Annotated in this window: 9 protein-coding genes, 1 pseudogene and 1 riboswitch; of the genes and pseudogenes, 7 read left to right on the forward strand and 3 right to left on the reverse strand. The window is 60.9% G+C overall.

The window, feature by feature from the left end:
* Positions 1-6: 6 nt before the first annotated feature.
* From MESS2_RS13030 to thiD, 7 genes and pseudogenes are all read left to right on the forward strand, one after another.
* On the forward strand, positions 7-1,167 hold the full coding sequence (locus MESS2_RS13030) for a porin (RefSeq protein WP_008874751.1): 1,161 nt from the start codon (positions 7-9) through the stop codon (positions 1,165-1,167).
* Between the two features lie 1,048 nt (positions 1,168-2,215).
* A riboswitch (TPP riboswitch) is annotated at positions 2,216-2,332 on the forward strand.
* 103 nt (positions 2,333-2,435) lie between these two features.
* A complete protein-coding gene (gene thiC / locus MESS2_RS13035) occupies positions 2,436-4,274 on the forward strand; it encodes a phosphomethylpyrimidine synthase ThiC (protein WP_008874754.1) in 1,839 nt (612 codons plus the stop codon).
* Positions 4,271-5,273 (forward strand): annotated as a pseudogene (thiO, locus tag MESS2_RS13040) (glycine oxidase ThiO). Before thiC ends, thiO begins: the two are co-directional and overlap by 4 nt.
* Positions 5,242-5,439, forward strand: coding sequence for a sulfur carrier protein ThiS (gene thiS, locus MESS2_RS13045; RefSeq protein WP_008874756.1), 198 nt, complete (start codon positions 5,242-5,244; stop codon positions 5,437-5,439). The pseudogene thiO and the gene thiS overlap by 32 nt, the downstream one beginning before the upstream one ends.
* 1 nt (position 5,440) lies before the next feature.
* Positions 5,441-6,214, forward strand: coding sequence for a thiazole synthase (locus MESS2_RS13050; RefSeq protein ID WP_008874757.1), 774 nt, complete (start codon positions 5,441-5,443; stop codon positions 6,212-6,214).
* Positions 6,211-6,816 carry a thiamine phosphate synthase gene (locus MESS2_RS13055; RefSeq protein ID WP_008874758.1) on the forward strand — a complete coding sequence of 202 codons (606 nt, stop codon included), beginning with the start codon at positions 6,211-6,213 and terminating at the stop codon, positions 6,814-6,816. Before MESS2_RS13050 ends, MESS2_RS13055 begins: the two co-directional genes overlap by 4 nt.
* Complete coding sequence (thiD, locus tag MESS2_RS13060; protein ID WP_008874759.1) at positions 6,813-7,568, forward strand: bifunctional hydroxymethylpyrimidine kinase/phosphomethylpyrimidine kinase; 756 nt, start codon at positions 6,813-6,815, stop codon at positions 7,566-7,568. The genes MESS2_RS13055 and thiD overlap by 4 nt, the downstream gene beginning before the upstream one ends.
* Before the next feature lie 390 nt (positions 7,569-7,958).
* Here thiD and MESS2_RS33350 read toward each other — a convergent pair whose 3' ends face one another.
* From MESS2_RS33350 to MESS2_RS34105, 3 genes are all read right to left on the reverse strand, one after another.
* Complete coding sequence (locus MESS2_RS33350) at positions 7,959-8,750, reverse strand: Ulp1 family isopeptidase (protein WP_244439973.1); 792 nt, start codon at positions 8,748-8,750, stop codon at positions 7,959-7,961.
* Positions 8,734-11,301 carry a hypothetical protein gene (locus tag MESS2_RS13070; protein ID WP_008874761.1) on the reverse strand — a complete coding sequence of 856 codons (2,568 nt, stop codon included), beginning with the start codon at positions 11,299-11,301 and terminating at the stop codon, positions 8,734-8,736. Before MESS2_RS13070 ends, MESS2_RS33350 begins: the two co-directional genes overlap by 17 nt.
* 302 nt (positions 11,302-11,603) lie before the next feature.
* Positions 11,604-11,726: a hypothetical protein gene (locus MESS2_RS34105; protein WP_425277751.1), complete on the reverse strand. Its 123-nt coding sequence runs from the start codon at positions 11,724-11,726 to the stop codon at positions 11,604-11,606.
* Positions 11,727-13,748 lie beyond the last annotated feature (2,022 nt).

Consider the following 13,748-nt stretch of genomic DNA (forward strand, 5'->3'; position numbering starts at 1 on the left):
CCCAGAATGAACGTAAGCAGCCTTCTTCTCGGCTCAGTTGCGGCCCTGATCTCCGTTTCCGTCGCTCGCGCGGCGGACGAAGACTCCGCGCCGGGCCCGATCGAATACGTCAAGGTCTGCGACGTCTACGGTTCGGGCTACTTCCATATCCCCGACACGGAGACCTGCGTGCGCATCGGCGGCTACATCCGTTACGACGTCGGCCTCAGCGATGTCCGATCGTATGACGGGATAAGAACCTCCGATGTGAGAACTGGCGAGGCTCAGGGCACCTGGCGAAACAACACGCGTTTCACGTTCAAAACTTGGACGCGCCAGGAGACCGAACTCGGCGCACTGAAGACCTATACTGAAACTCGCGTGAACTTCGGCAACCACAACGCTTATCCTGGTCCGGAAAGTCCTCACAAGTATAGCTTCAACAGCGGCGTCAAGTTGACTTCCGCCTGGATCCAGCTTGGTGGCCTCCGAGTTGGCAAGGACGAGTCGGCCTTCGACACGTTTACAGGCTACGCCGGAAACGTGCTCAATAACGTACTCGTTCCGTACGGCGACTTCGATACCAACGTGGCTCAGTATTACTTCGATGCCGATAATGGCTTTTCGGCTCTGGTTTCACTTGAACAAGGATCGGGTGTAGTCGGTACTATCGACAGCCATGTTCCGCACGTCGTCTTCGGCGTGAAACAGACGCAGGGCTGGGGCGCGATCACCGGCGTAATCGCTCGTGACAGCGACTACGAAGCTTTGGCCGGCAAGTTACGAGTGGATGTCAATGTCACAGATGACCTGTCGCTATTCGGAATGTTCGGCTACGGCTCCATTGGCAATCTCAACGATGACCCGACCAACGCGGTCGCCGCTCACGGTCGCGGCTTCTACAAAATTTGGAGCGGCAACTGGGCTTTCTGGGCGGGCGCCACTTACACGTTAAACGAGAAAACTTCGTTCAACCTTCAGGTCTCGGGTGATCAGCTCAGGAACTCTGGTCTGGCTGCAAACGTCGCCTATATGGTCGTTCCAGGTTTCACAGTCACAGCCGAAGTCGACTATGCCCACTACGGCAACTTCGGCGTCGGCACGCTCGACCGTTCCGGCGTGAACTGGACTCACCTCGGCAAAAAGAACAGCCTCGGCGGCATACTCCGATTCCAAAGCTCATTTTAGCGGAATCGAAGCTGCATCTCGGGTGGGCTGTAAAGCGGACCCAATCCCGCAAACGCTTGAGGACATTGCAAGCAAGCGTGCCAGGCTTGAAACCTCGACCTCAGGCGGACGATGTTTTTCGCCGAGCCGAACCGTGCGCCGGCTTTCGGTCGAACCGCCTCAGGAGCCTCTCGGTGAAGATCCGGCGCTGGCCTTATGAATTCGCGCATCGAAACCGCCTGCGTGGAGCCGGATTTCGACAACCCGCGCTCCTGCGACGGCAGATCGGTCAACCGGCGCATTAGTGACTGTGGGACGCGGCGGGCCGGCGGCCGCAACACGGACAGCACGAGTCCATCGCCTTCGGCCCGGCCACAGTCACTGTCGGCCTGCGGGAGAAGTTGGACAATCGAAGGCTCGGGTGAAATCAGCGGGCGGAAGGCATGGAGCACAGGCAAATCACGGCGTCCACCGCGATTCCGACTCTTGGAACGTATTCGCACCATCCGTGAATACCGCAACCTGCACCAATGTGCGGAAGAATCCTGTTCGTCGAACTATGGGTGGCGCCACTAGCGAGCTTCGTCAGCTTCTTGTCAGCTCGTTCAGCTAAAGCATCAGGCCGTTGTTGATAGTTGCCGACACTAGCCGCCATATCGCCAACCGCGCATGCAGTGCTGTTCATGGATCTCGCTGGATGGCACACAAGGGCAAATCGCGACGTGCCGGAGAACCCAAGCCGTTTCCTGCCGTCGCGATGCCCCCGAACTAAAACCGGTGAAAAACCTCGGGCAAATACCTGCGCTCCAACTTGCTCTCAAACTGGCCTTCGAACCTACGAGCCCATCATCGACGTGGCGTGCGAGGCTTGGCAGAACTCATCCCAAGTCCAGAAAGCATCACGTCAATCGCAATGACGTGTGGGTGCAAGTCGTCGGTAATCATCCACGACCGCCGGTGTAAGTCATTTGGTATGGCATCCACAAACGGATGCTGCCAACTAGGCGATTGCTGCTTTCGGCCGGACCCGAATGCGCTTGACAAAACGGAGCCGGCCCGTTCAACCTGAGGCATTCACCAGGGGAGTCCCGGCAAGGGGCTGAGATACTGCTGGCTTTCGCGGCGCAGTGACCCGTTGAACCTGATCCAGTTCATACTGGCGTAGGGACGGTGCAAGCGCTTTGCGGGAGTTTACGCCCGAGGTCCTGTTTCGGCAGGTCGACAGAAGCGTCTTTTCATCCTTCCGGCACAGAACTGGGTCTCCAATGCATGAGCAAAGGAGCCTCAAAATGAATGCCATTTCCCCCGCCGTGTCGACGGGACCGCTGCCCGCCTCAAGGAAAATCCACAAACCCGGCATATTTCACCCGCAGATCAGGGTGCCGATGCGCGAAATCTCCGTCCATCCGACTGCCGGCGAGCCGCCCGTCACCGTCTACGATCCGTCCGGCCCCTATACCGACCCAACTGTCGAAACCAGTATCGAAAAGGGCCTTGCCCGGTTTCGCCACGAATGGATCACCGCGCGCGGCGATGTCGAGGCCTATGAGGGCCGCCACGTTCGGCCGGAGGACAACGGATTCGCGACGGGTGAGCGGCTGACGCCGGAATTTTCAATCCGCAGCCGGCCGCTCAGGGCCAAGCATGGCAAGGCGGTGACCCAGCTTGCCTATGCGCGCGCCGGCATCATCACGCCAGAAATGGAGTTCGTGGCCATCCGCGAAAACCTTGGTCGCGAGATCCTGCGCGGCAAGCTTGACCGCGACGGCGAAGCCTTCGGCGCGGCGATCCCCGATTTCGTCACACCGGAGTTCGTGCGCGAGGAGGTGGCGCGCGGACGGGCGATCATTCCCGCCAACATCAATCATCCCGAGAGCGAGCCGATGATCATCGGCCGCAATTTCCTGGTGAAAATCAACGCCAATATCGGCAACTCGGCGGTCACCTCCTCCATGGCCGAAGAGGTCGAAAAAATGGTGTGGGCGATCCGCTGGGGCGCCGACACGGTGATGGACCTGTCAACCGGCCGCAACATCCATAACATCCGGGACTGGATCGTGCGCAACGCGCCGGTGCCGATCGGAACGGTGCCGCTTTACCAGGCGCTTGAGAAGGTCGGCGGCATCGCCGAGGACCTCACCTGGGAGGTGTACCGCGACACGCTGATCGAACAGGCCGAGCAGGGCGTCGACTATTTCACCATCCACGCCGGCGTGCGGCTGCACTACATCCCACTGACCGTCGACCGGGTCACGGGCATAGTCTCGCGCGGTGGCTCGATCATGGCCAAATGGTGCCTGCACCATCACCGGGAAAGCTTCCTTTACGAGCATTTCGCCGAAATCTGCGATATCTGCCGCGCCTATGACGTGTCGTTCTCGCTCGGCGACGGCCTTCGACCCGGTTCTATCGCCGACGCCAATGATGCTGCGCAATTCGCCGAATTGGAAACGCTCGGCGAGCTGACCAAGATCGCCTGGGCGAAGGATTGCCAGGTGATGATCGAGGGGCCCGGCCACGTACCGATGCACAAGATCAAGGAGAACATGGACAAGCAGCTCGATGTCTGCGGCGAGGCGCCCTTCTATACGCTTGGGCCGCTGACGACCGACATCGCGCCGGGCTATGACCACATCACCTCTGGCATCGGCGCCGCCATGATCGGCTGGTTCGGCACGGCCATGCTCTGCTACGTCACGCCGAAGGAGCACCTCGGCCTTCCCGACCGCAACGACGTCAAGACCGGCGTGATCACCTACAAGATAGCCGCCCATGCCGCCGACCTGGCGAAGGGACATCCGGCGGCGAAAGTCAGGGATGATGCCCTTTCCCGCGCGCGCTTCGAGTTCCGCTGGGAGGACCAGTTCAACCTGTCGCTCGACCCCGAAACCGCGCGGTCCTTCCACGACCAGACCTTGCCCAAGGAGGCGCACAAGCTGGCACATTTCTGCTCGATGTGCGGGCCGAAATTCTGCTCCATGCGAATTTCTCACGACATCCGCGCCGAAGCGCAGAAGGAGGGCATGGCGGCGATGGCGGCGAAGTACCGCGAGGGCGGTGACCTCTACGTGCCGGCGGACGAGACCGGCGCAGCGCTTACGCCTTTGCAGGCGCAGGAGCGATCATGAGGGTGCTGGTCAAAGGGGCCGGCGTCGCTGGCCTCACCGCAGCTTTCGAGCTCGCCACGCGCGGCGCGGTTGTGACCGTTGCCGAGACAAGGCACAGCCTTGGCGGCAATGCGTCATGGTTCGCCGGCGGCATGCTGGCGCCCTGGTGCGAGCGCGAAAGCGCCGAGCAGTCCGTTCTCGATCTCGGACGCAACGCCGCGGACTGGTGGGATGCGGCGACGCCTGACCAGGTGACACGGGCAGGAACACTGGTCGTGGCCGCGCCGCGCGATGCGGGCGAGCTCGACCGGTTCGCCAGCCGCACGTCGGGCCATCGGTGGGTCGATGAAGATGAAATCGCGTTGCTGGAGCCCGACCTCGCCGGCCGCTTCCGTCGTGGATTACTCTTCCCCGACGAAGCCCATCTCGACCCGCGCCAGGCGATGGCGGCACTTCATCACAGACTGGCAGCGATGGGCATCGAATTCCGCTTCGGCGCCGACGCCCGGCTTGCCTCCGGTTTCGATCGCCTGATCGACTGCACGGGCATGGCCGCCGTCGATGACCGACTGCGCGGCGTTCGCGGCGAGATGCTGATCCTGCGCACGCCCGATATCTCGCTCTCGCGCCCGGTCCGGCTGCTTCATCCGCGCTTTCCGCTCTACCTGGTACCGCGCACTGACCACCATTTCATGGTTGGCGCGACGATGATCGAGAGCCAGTCCGCTGGACGGGTCACGGCGCGTTCCATGATGGAGCTTCTGGGTGCTGCCTATGCCCTCCATCCGGCCTTTGGCGAGGCCGAGATCGTTGAAACCGGTGTTGGCGTTCGTCCGGCCTTTCCCGACAACCTGCCGCGCGTCGAGGCACGTGGAACTACCGTCACGATCAATGGACTCTATCGCCATGGTTTTCTTCTCGCGCCCGCCATGGCGCGTCAGGCGGCCGAACTCGTCTTCAGTCACGACAAACCCCCTGGAGCCCGCCAATGAAACTGATCGTCAACGGCCAAGCGCTTGAGATTGACGCCTCAACGCTGGCCGAACTACTTGCCGCGCTCGACTATGAAGGCGATTGGCTGGCGACGGCCGTCAACAGCGACCTCGTACACAGAGTTAATCGGGCCGAGTTCCAGTTGAGCGACGGCGACCGGATTGAAATCCTATCACCCATGCAGGGAGGCTAGCATGTTCGAGCTTCTCGGGACGACGCTTCCCTCTCGGCTGTTTCTCGGCACGGCTCAATATCCATCGCCCGCCATCCTTGCCGATGCGGTCCAGGCATCGGGCACCTCGGTGGTGACCGTGTCCCTGCGGCGTGAGATGGCCGGCGGCAGGGACGGCGAAAAGTTCTGGTCATTGATCCGCTCGCTTGGCACAAGAATCCTGCCCAACACGGCCGGCTGCCACTCCGTCAAGGAAGCGGTCACGACCGCGAAAATGGCGCGCGAGGTGTTCGGGACGAGCTGGATCAAGCTCGAAGTGATCGGCAACCATGACACTCTGCAGCCTGATGTGTTCGGCCTGGTCGAAGCTGCGCGCATCCTGTGCGACGACGGTTTTGCAGTATTTCCCTATACCACCGACGACCTTGTCGCCGCCGAGCGGCTGCTGGAGGCGGGCTGCATGGTCCTGATGCCGTGGTGCGCGCCGATTGGTTCGGCGCTCGGGCCGGTCAACATCCCGGCGCTGCGCTCGATGCGCGCACATTTCCCTGGCGTCCCGCTGATCGTGGATGCGGGGCTCGGCCGACCGTCGCACGCGGCAACCGTCATGGAGCTCGGCTTTGACGCCGTGCTCCTGAATACGGCGGTCGCCAGGGCAGCCGATCCAGTCGGAATGGCGCGCGCATTCGGCAAGGCAGTCGATGCCGGCCGTGAAGCCTTCCTGTCCGGGATGCTCGAACCGCGCGACGTCGCGGTGCCATCGACGCCGACCATCGGCAGAGCAGTTTTTTCATGAAGCTCGATCCCTTCTACCTGATCGTCGACAGCGCTGCCTGGATCGAACGATTGGCGCCGCTCGGCGTGAAGCTGGTTCAGCTTCGCATCAAAAGCATGAATGAGACCGGGTTGCGCGCGGAGATCCGCAAGTCGAAGGGCTTGTGTGCCCAACACAAATGCCAGCTCATCGTCAACGATCATTGGCGCCTGGCAATCGAGGAAGGCTGCGACTTCGTGCATCTCGGCCAGGAGGATCTGCAAACCGCCGACCTCTCTAGGATACGATCAGCCGGTGTCAGGCTCGGGTTGAGCACGCATGATCATCTCGAGCTGGAAACGGCCATGTTTGCCGACCCCGACTATGTTGCGCTCGGTCCGATCTATCCCACCATCCTGAAGAAGATGAAATGGGCGCCGCAAGGGCTGGAGCGGATCAGCGAGTGGAACCGGCGAGTGGCGCCGATCTCATTGGTCGCTATTGGCGGCCTCAACCCTGACCGCCTCAACGGCGTCTTTGAGGCCGGCGCCAACAGCGCGGCAGTGGTCACGGACATCACGTTGAGCTCCGATCCCGAAACGCGCACGCGAGAGTGGATCGAAAAGACGGATCGAAGGCGATGAGACGAGAACCGCATGTGCTTGTCATAGGCGGATCGGATTCCAGCGGGGGTGCTGGAATAGCACGCGACATCGAGACGATCTCTGCCATTGGCGTGCGCACCTGTCTCGCCGTCACAGCGCTGACGGTGCAGACGCACGACATCGTAATGGAAATCCATCATTCGCCACCCAGCTTAGTGGCCGATCAGATATGTGCCGCGCTGCAGGCCAACGAAGTGGCCACGATCAAGATCGGCATGCTCGGAACGGCCGAGACCATCGTTGCCGTTGCGGCGGTGCTGCGTGAAAATCCGCAAGTGCCGGCAGTTTTCGACCCTGTGCTGGCCTCCACCTCAGGCCGCGCACTTCTGGAAGCAGGCGCTATCGCTGCCATGAAGCGCGATCTGATGCCGCTTTGCTGCATTGTCACGCCCAACCTCCCTGAACTGGCGCTCCTTACTGGCTCCGAAATGGCGGTGGATGAGGACGAAGTGCTCCAACAAGGACAAAGACTGCTGGCCGCCTGCCCTCAAGCCCTGCTGATCAAGGGTGGGCATGCGTCGGGACCCCGATCGACCGATATTCTGTTACGCTCCGGTCATGAACCCACCCGCTTCGAAGCACCGCGCGTTGCCACAACGATGCGCGGAACAGGTTGCATGCTGGCCAGCGCGATTGCGGCGCATCTGACGAAGGCGAAGCCGCTCGAAGACAGCGTGAGCGAAGGCAAGCGGCTTGTTTTCGAGAGGCTGCAGAAGAAAGCAGCCACGTGACAGCGGCTCACTCCAATGTGCACCAGGATTCGGTTGACCTAATCAGTATCCCTGGGCGTTACCGAGGTGGGCGTGTGGGGTGATCACCTTCACCGAGCGCTGTCGATCTCATTTTCAGATCGACAGGTTTGCCCCCGTGCCCCGGCGACCTCGACGATCGTGGCAAGCCGGCGAAGCATATCTGCTGTATACCAGAACACTTCAACGCCACTGCTCTCCGGTGATCATGGAGGTTACGTGAACTACTATCATTCGGATCTTTCTGGTGGAGGAAGTCCTCGTCGGCAACGGCATGGTCGTCATCCAGCGACGCCTCTCGTCCCACCCACTCTTCCGAGCGGAATGGCACCGACGCCGCAGATTGTTCAGTGCCGCTCCTCCACCTCAAACTTATCTTTTGTGTTCAGGGAGCCACGGCGCCTGGGTTGGCTGATGAACACCGTCCGTTCGCGCATGTGAGGTCGAATTAAATCTCGGCGAAGAGGAGGCAGGCTCATCATCCAACAGTCGCCGGAGTTCCGCTGGGTCGAATGCCGTCATTGGTGGGGAGGCGGGTTCATCATTCAACAGCTGCCGGAATTCCGCTGGGTCGAACGCCATCATTGGTGGGGAGGCAGGCTCATCATCCAACAGTCGCCGGAGTTCCGCTGGGTCGAATGCCATCATTGGTGGGGAGGCGGGTTCATCATACAACAGCTGCCGGAGTTCCGCTGGGTCGAATGCCATCATTGGTGGGGAAGCGGGTTCGCCATTCAACAGCTGCAGAGACTCCTCCTCGTGCGGCAAGCGCCCGCTCAGCCGGACTTGCAGCGCCTGCCGATCGGCGACGAGGTTGTCGAGTTGCATCGGCTCGTGGTCCGGCCGCTGCCCATCCACCAATCGTCCAAGCAGAGCCCGCGTGCCGTCCAGCACAAACACGCCGCAATCATTATCGTTCGGCTGTCGGGGCATGCGGGCTGGCGCCAAGGTTGCGTTCAGAAGTGTTGCGAGCCGTTTTGCAGGCACGCTGTTGTATCCCTCTGGCTGGAGGGAGTCGTAGTGATAGGCGACCCGCCTTTCTGGGTTGCGGCGATCAACGAGCAGCAGCGACCAATGGGTGCCCTTAATAGTAGGAGTGCCATTGTTCAATGGAACGAACAGGAAGTCGGCTGGGGCGTCATTTCTGCTATAAATGGACTGCAATATGACTCGCGCGTTTTGCGGCTCGGTGTGACGCAGTAGATGCGATACCGACGGGTCCACCAGCCGTGTCCGGGCGGAGCGCCGGATCTATCGCCTGCAGCTGCTCCCCCAGCAAATGGTAATCCCTCTGGATATGGGCGTCACTCAGCCACTCGTCGGCCCACAGCACCGACCCGTTGGGGACATTGGACGAGGCTGTCGGATTCAACGCCCCGATCTGGGCATCGGAGGAGGTGGTGGTTAGCCCGGTCAGATCAACCACTGGAAGACCGCGGTAGGTGACTGCCAGCCTGGCGGTTGATCGCGAGGCAGGTTCAGAAACCGTTGCCGGTGCCGCTGCCGCAGCTTCACTCATCGGCGAAAGCCGACCGCGATTGATGAGACGAACGCCGATCCCGCTAGTCTCCGCTTGCAGGCTTGGGATGTATTCGGACTCTCTCCCCCGCACGACGGGCTGCCCTTCCAATGGCAATGCGCCCACTTGGTAGGTGGAGGGCTGCATCGGCATGCGACCGCCTGAATTGCCGATCTCGCTCAGCTGCTGCTGAATGGCGACGGCTGGCGGCGTATTCAGGGTCCTCTGCCGCTTCGCTGGCCTCAACAGCGCTGTGGAATGTTCATTGTTGATGATGAGCCACTCGGCCGGCAGGAGGTTGCCCCTGTCAACCGCGCCAGGCGAGCGCCCAATCTGCTCTTCGCTGATCGCTAACAACGGCCGGGCGGCAGCCTGAACCCCAGCCTGCCGAGAGCCGGCTGCTCCGAAAGCACCCGCCCCGTTGCTGTTGAGGTTATCCCGTCCAGTGGGCAACTTCCCTGGAGCGATGAAAAATGACGCGGCTGGTTGATTATCCTGCTGTCCCTGAAGCTCCTTTGGCCAACTGCCAGCTTCCTGCGACGCGCTGTGCTGCGCAATCGCCTCGCCGACCCGCCTCGGCTCCATCAGTGCCGCGTCCTCGGGATCAGGAACGGGAGGAATATGGCGCTCGAGCTCCATCGCTTTAACGCCGGCGTGCGATTTTCGGAGATAGGCCAGTGCGGAACCGATCCTTGGATCACCACCGGCGTCCTCCTTGTAGCCCTTGACATCTCCATCCAACGCCTTACCGGAAAGCCGACCAGCAATGCCCTTCTTGTTGTTTTGACGCAGGTAGTCACTGAAGCTCCTAAGAGCAGCTGCATTCCTCGTGCCGGTCTCTGTCGCTGCTTCGTTTCTGTACTCATCGATGAGAGCCGCGTCCTGAGGATACGGAGTCAATTTAGCGCGGCCTGCGATCGGCACGATTCCGCCCGTCGACTGCGAGGTCCGGAGATGATCTATTGCCGTAAGGAGTCTCGCGGGATGACCCTTTCCGATGAACTCGCGCGCATCATGGGTCAGCGACTGCTTGTCGAGCCGATCCTTCATGGGATCTATGTTGTTTGCGAGGAGCCACTGGCCAAAGCGGAGAAGAATATTTACGTTGTTCTTGGCGGTGCCCTCGGTGGCCCCACCTTTGATAAGGGCGTCGTTAAGCCCCAAAATCAGCGGAGCATCCTCGGGATGAAGAGGCTGGTTCCTGCCAAGCCGAGCTGGCTGAGCCGGCTGCGGCGCCGAAGACGACGGGCCGGCTTCGTCCATAAGCTCCAAACGCACATCCTGGTCTGCCGCAGCAAGCTCCTTTGGCCAATTGCCAGCTTTCTGCGACGCGCTGTGCTGCGCAATCGCCTCGCCGACCCGCCTCGGCTCCATCAGTGCCGCGTCCTCGGGATCAGGAACGGGAGGAATATGGCGCTCGAGCTGCATCGCTTTAGCGCCGGCGTGCGATTTTCGGAGATGAGCCAGTGCGGAACCGATCTTTGGATCACCACCGGCGTCCTCCTTGTAGCCCTTGACATCTCCATCCAACGCCTTACCGGAAAGCCGACCAGCAATGCCCTTCTTGTTGTTTTGACGCAGGTAGTCACCGAAGCTCCTAAGAGCAGTTGCATTCCTCCTGCCGGTCTCTGTCGCTGCTTCGTTTCTGTACTCGTTGATGAGAGCCGCGTCCTCCGGATAAGGAGTGAACTCAGCGCGGCCTCCGATCGGCACAATTCCGCCCGTCGACTGCGAGGTCCGAAGATGACCTATTGCCGTAAGCAGCCTCGAGGGATCACCCTTTCCGATGAACTCGCGCGCATCATCGGTCAGCGACTGCTTGTCGAGCCGATCCTTGATGGGATCTTTGTTGTTTGCGAACAGCCACTGGCCAAAGCTGAGAAGAATACTTACATTGTTCTTGGCAGTGTGCTCGGAGGCGTTGCCCTTGATGAGGGCCTCCTCAAGGCTGAGGATAAAGTCTTCATCCCTGATATGAAGAGGATGCTTGCTGAGCCTTCTCAAAAATTTAGTTGACTGGGCCGGCTGCGGCGCCGAGCCGGCCGGCATTGCTCCACCACCCCGACCTGAATTGGCGATCTCGCTCAGTTGCCGCTCAAACGCCGCCGCAGCTGCGGGCGGAGCCGCACGCGAGCTATCTTGCAAGCCGGCCCTGTTCGATTGTCCGTGCACCCGCTTGGTTGAGGTGAAATCCATCCGTTCTCACTTTTAGCATATAAGCCCGTTTGAAGCTGGGCTTGGATCTGACACAGGAGGCTGTCGAGAACCTGACGACAACCTGCTCGCCAAGATCTGTTGCAAAGTTTTCGGGACCAGAGGCATGGCCTTCGGTGTTTCGCCGGAGAGTTCAGATGTTCAAGGGCCGCCGTTTCGACCAGTGCCTCGTCCTGCTTTGCGTTCGCTGGTGCAATCCGAGGTGGGGCTGGGACGTCTTTCCCCGCTTCTTCTTCTCTGAACCCGCGCTGTTCGGCCTCGGTCGAATGCTGCCCATCCTCGCCTCAGCGCTCGGCTTTCTCCTCGACGCTGCTCGCTTTCGCGCGCGTTTCCGTCTCGCCGCTGCCGTCGCGCGTCTCATACCGGCTGCTGCGCTCCATCGCGCTGATTGTGCATCTGCTCGTCATCAACAATCTCGCCTATCTGTATCCGACTATCGATGTAGGCGTGCCGTCTAGCTGCCTGCTGTCCGCGCGGGACCTGCTTATAGAACTCGTGCCGAAGCGCTACGCGCACGTTGCGCGGCGACCAGCGGGAGGGCGAGCGGGCGACGAAATTCGGGGGCCATTAACTGCGCGCTGGCCTCTCGCCTCATCAGCAACGTTCTGGATGGGCGTGCAATGCGCCGGTGCCGATCGGTACCGTGCAGCTTACAAGGGGCACGAGTCGAGGACCTCACCAAAAACCGGCGTCGGCTTGCTTTTTGAGGTCGTTGCACCGACGGGGTTGGTTCGATCCGACGCTGACCTGTGTGATTGGGGGGCTTGGGTACGAGCCGGTGCCGGACCGAACCGTCTGAGACAACGACGGTTATCTCTCGGCACATTGGGGCATGGGCTCGGGTAAAGTGCGGCGAACAACGTGTCAGAATATCACCAATCCGACGCCCGCTCGCAAACGTGATTGGAATAGCGCATGCTGTGGCGGCGTTGCCAATCGCCCAGGTGTCGCAGGGATGGCTACAAGTAGAAGCGGTCAACGATTGCACTCGATGGGTCAGGCGGACCTGATTTTAGGCTGAAACCAGGGAGGGGTCGTCCGCCTGTTTTGCTGGCACGCTAACCGCGCGCCGATTGACCTGGGGATCGATCGAATCGCCGAGCGCGGCCGCTCGCTGGCGTCAGTGCCGGCCAGCATCCATCTGCTCTGCGCGCCCGGCGCATCATCCGGAAGGACTGCGGAGAAGGGAGGCTGACAAAGTGCAGATCACCTGACGCGCCACAGCGTGCGAGCTCCGGGATTCCGGTGATGTCATGGTCAGCTGTAGCCAAGTCAAGCTCAGTTATGAAGCAGGCACATCGATATTGCGCCACAGCATAGTGGTTGCTGAGCATCTGCGCCTAGCACGGACAGAACCATCTTTAGGAACGTTACCGGGGCAAGAATGCAGTACGTACCGCGTGCTCTAAAAAAGGTATTCTAAACAGAGTGATGGGGCAGCCCCGCTACGGAAATCTTGTCCTAGTCCGTTTGAGCATCGACTCTTCAGATGGACCGGCTGGGTACCCGGCGCGGCCTGCACCCATCGAGGCCGCCAACCGCTGAGCAGAAAACCAGGCCTACGCTTTCCGGGACGGCGGACCTCGTCAGCCTCTCGAAAGCTTGCCTGAGTAGGTCGCTCATCTGATCTGTGAACGTGAGGCTAGCGTGAACCGGCACAAACTTAACATTCATTGTAATAGCCTGGCAGCAGGTACAGCACCCCGTATCGCAAGAGCAAGCGGACGGGCAGGGCAAGACGGCTTTGAGCAGCACTGGGGAGCGCTGGCTGGACGATTCTGGACGGGCAGCGGCCGGACAATGAGCCGCTGCCACTCGACAACCCCTTGCCGATCGGCAGCCGCTGCAAAACCTGCTGAGGGCTGATGTCGGCATCAACCCTAAGCCTCAGGTCGCTAGATTAAGACTGGATGAGATTATCGCCGTTCGACTTCCAGGGTAGCGGACGCGGGCCTTCGGCTGCACATCGGGAAGACGGTCAACGGCCTGGAAGAGGGCCGTGCGCTGTGTGCTGCGCAGTCGCCCTACTTCGCGGAAGCCCAGCCGACCCTCATCGCATGTCGCCCTTTAGTCAACCGATGGTGCTAGGCCTCAAACGCTGCAGACCGGCAGCGCCGACCGACAGCCGCGAGACGTCTCGGTGACGGTTCCCGCCGCGCTCAGATTGCGGCAGCCAGATCAGTGTCCAATCCGCCGCGCTCGAGCTCTGATGACCGAACGCAAGCTCCAAGCTGCGGTACCAAAGCATCAGCCTCACAGTGCGACCTGGGGGTGAATATGCGGGCCCATCCAGGATGTGGATGCTTATGATCCGAACAATCGATTTGTTCAAGTCGCTTGTCGAAAGCTAACCCCTGCGAGCCATGGAATCGTGGGCTTTGGAGGGCGACGCTGGCCTGGCGAATGCAGGGGGCCGCACATAGGCAGGA

It is taken from the genome of Mesorhizobium metallidurans STM 2683 (assembly GCF_000350085.1).
Lineage (GTDB): Bacteria > Pseudomonadota > Alphaproteobacteria > Rhizobiales > Rhizobiaceae > Mesorhizobium > Mesorhizobium metallidurans.

Bases quoted from the DNA above. Each gene is read 5' to 3' on its own strand.
- MESS2_RS13070 (WP_008874761.1), bottom strand. From the start codon at position 11,301: ATGGATTTCACCTCAACCAAGCGGGTGCACGGACAATCGAACAGGGCC.
- MESS2_RS13050 (WP_008874757.1), top strand. From the start codon at position 5,441: ATGTTCGAGCTTCTCGGGACGACGCTTCCCTCTCGGCTGTTTCTCGGC.
- MESS2_RS13030 (WP_008874751.1), top strand. From the start codon at position 7: ATGAACGTAAGCAGCCTTCTTCTCGGCTCAGTTGCGGCCCTGATCTCC.
- MESS2_RS34105 (WP_425277751.1), bottom strand. From the start codon at position 11,726: ATGACGAGCAGATGCACAATCAGCGCGATGGAGCGCAGCAGCCGGTAT.
- thiD (WP_008874759.1), top strand. From the start codon at position 6,813: ATGAGACGAGAACCGCATGTGCTTGTCATAGGCGGATCGGATTCCAGC.
- thiS (WP_008874756.1), top strand. From the start codon at position 5,242: ATGAAACTGATCGTCAACGGCCAAGCGCTTGAGATTGACGCCTCAACG.
- thiC (WP_008874754.1), top strand. From the start codon at position 2,436: ATGAATGCCATTTCCCCCGCCGTGTCGACGGGACCGCTGCCCGCCTCA.
- MESS2_RS13055 (WP_008874758.1), top strand. From the start codon at position 6,211: ATGAAGCTCGATCCCTTCTACCTGATCGTCGACAGCGCTGCCTGGATC.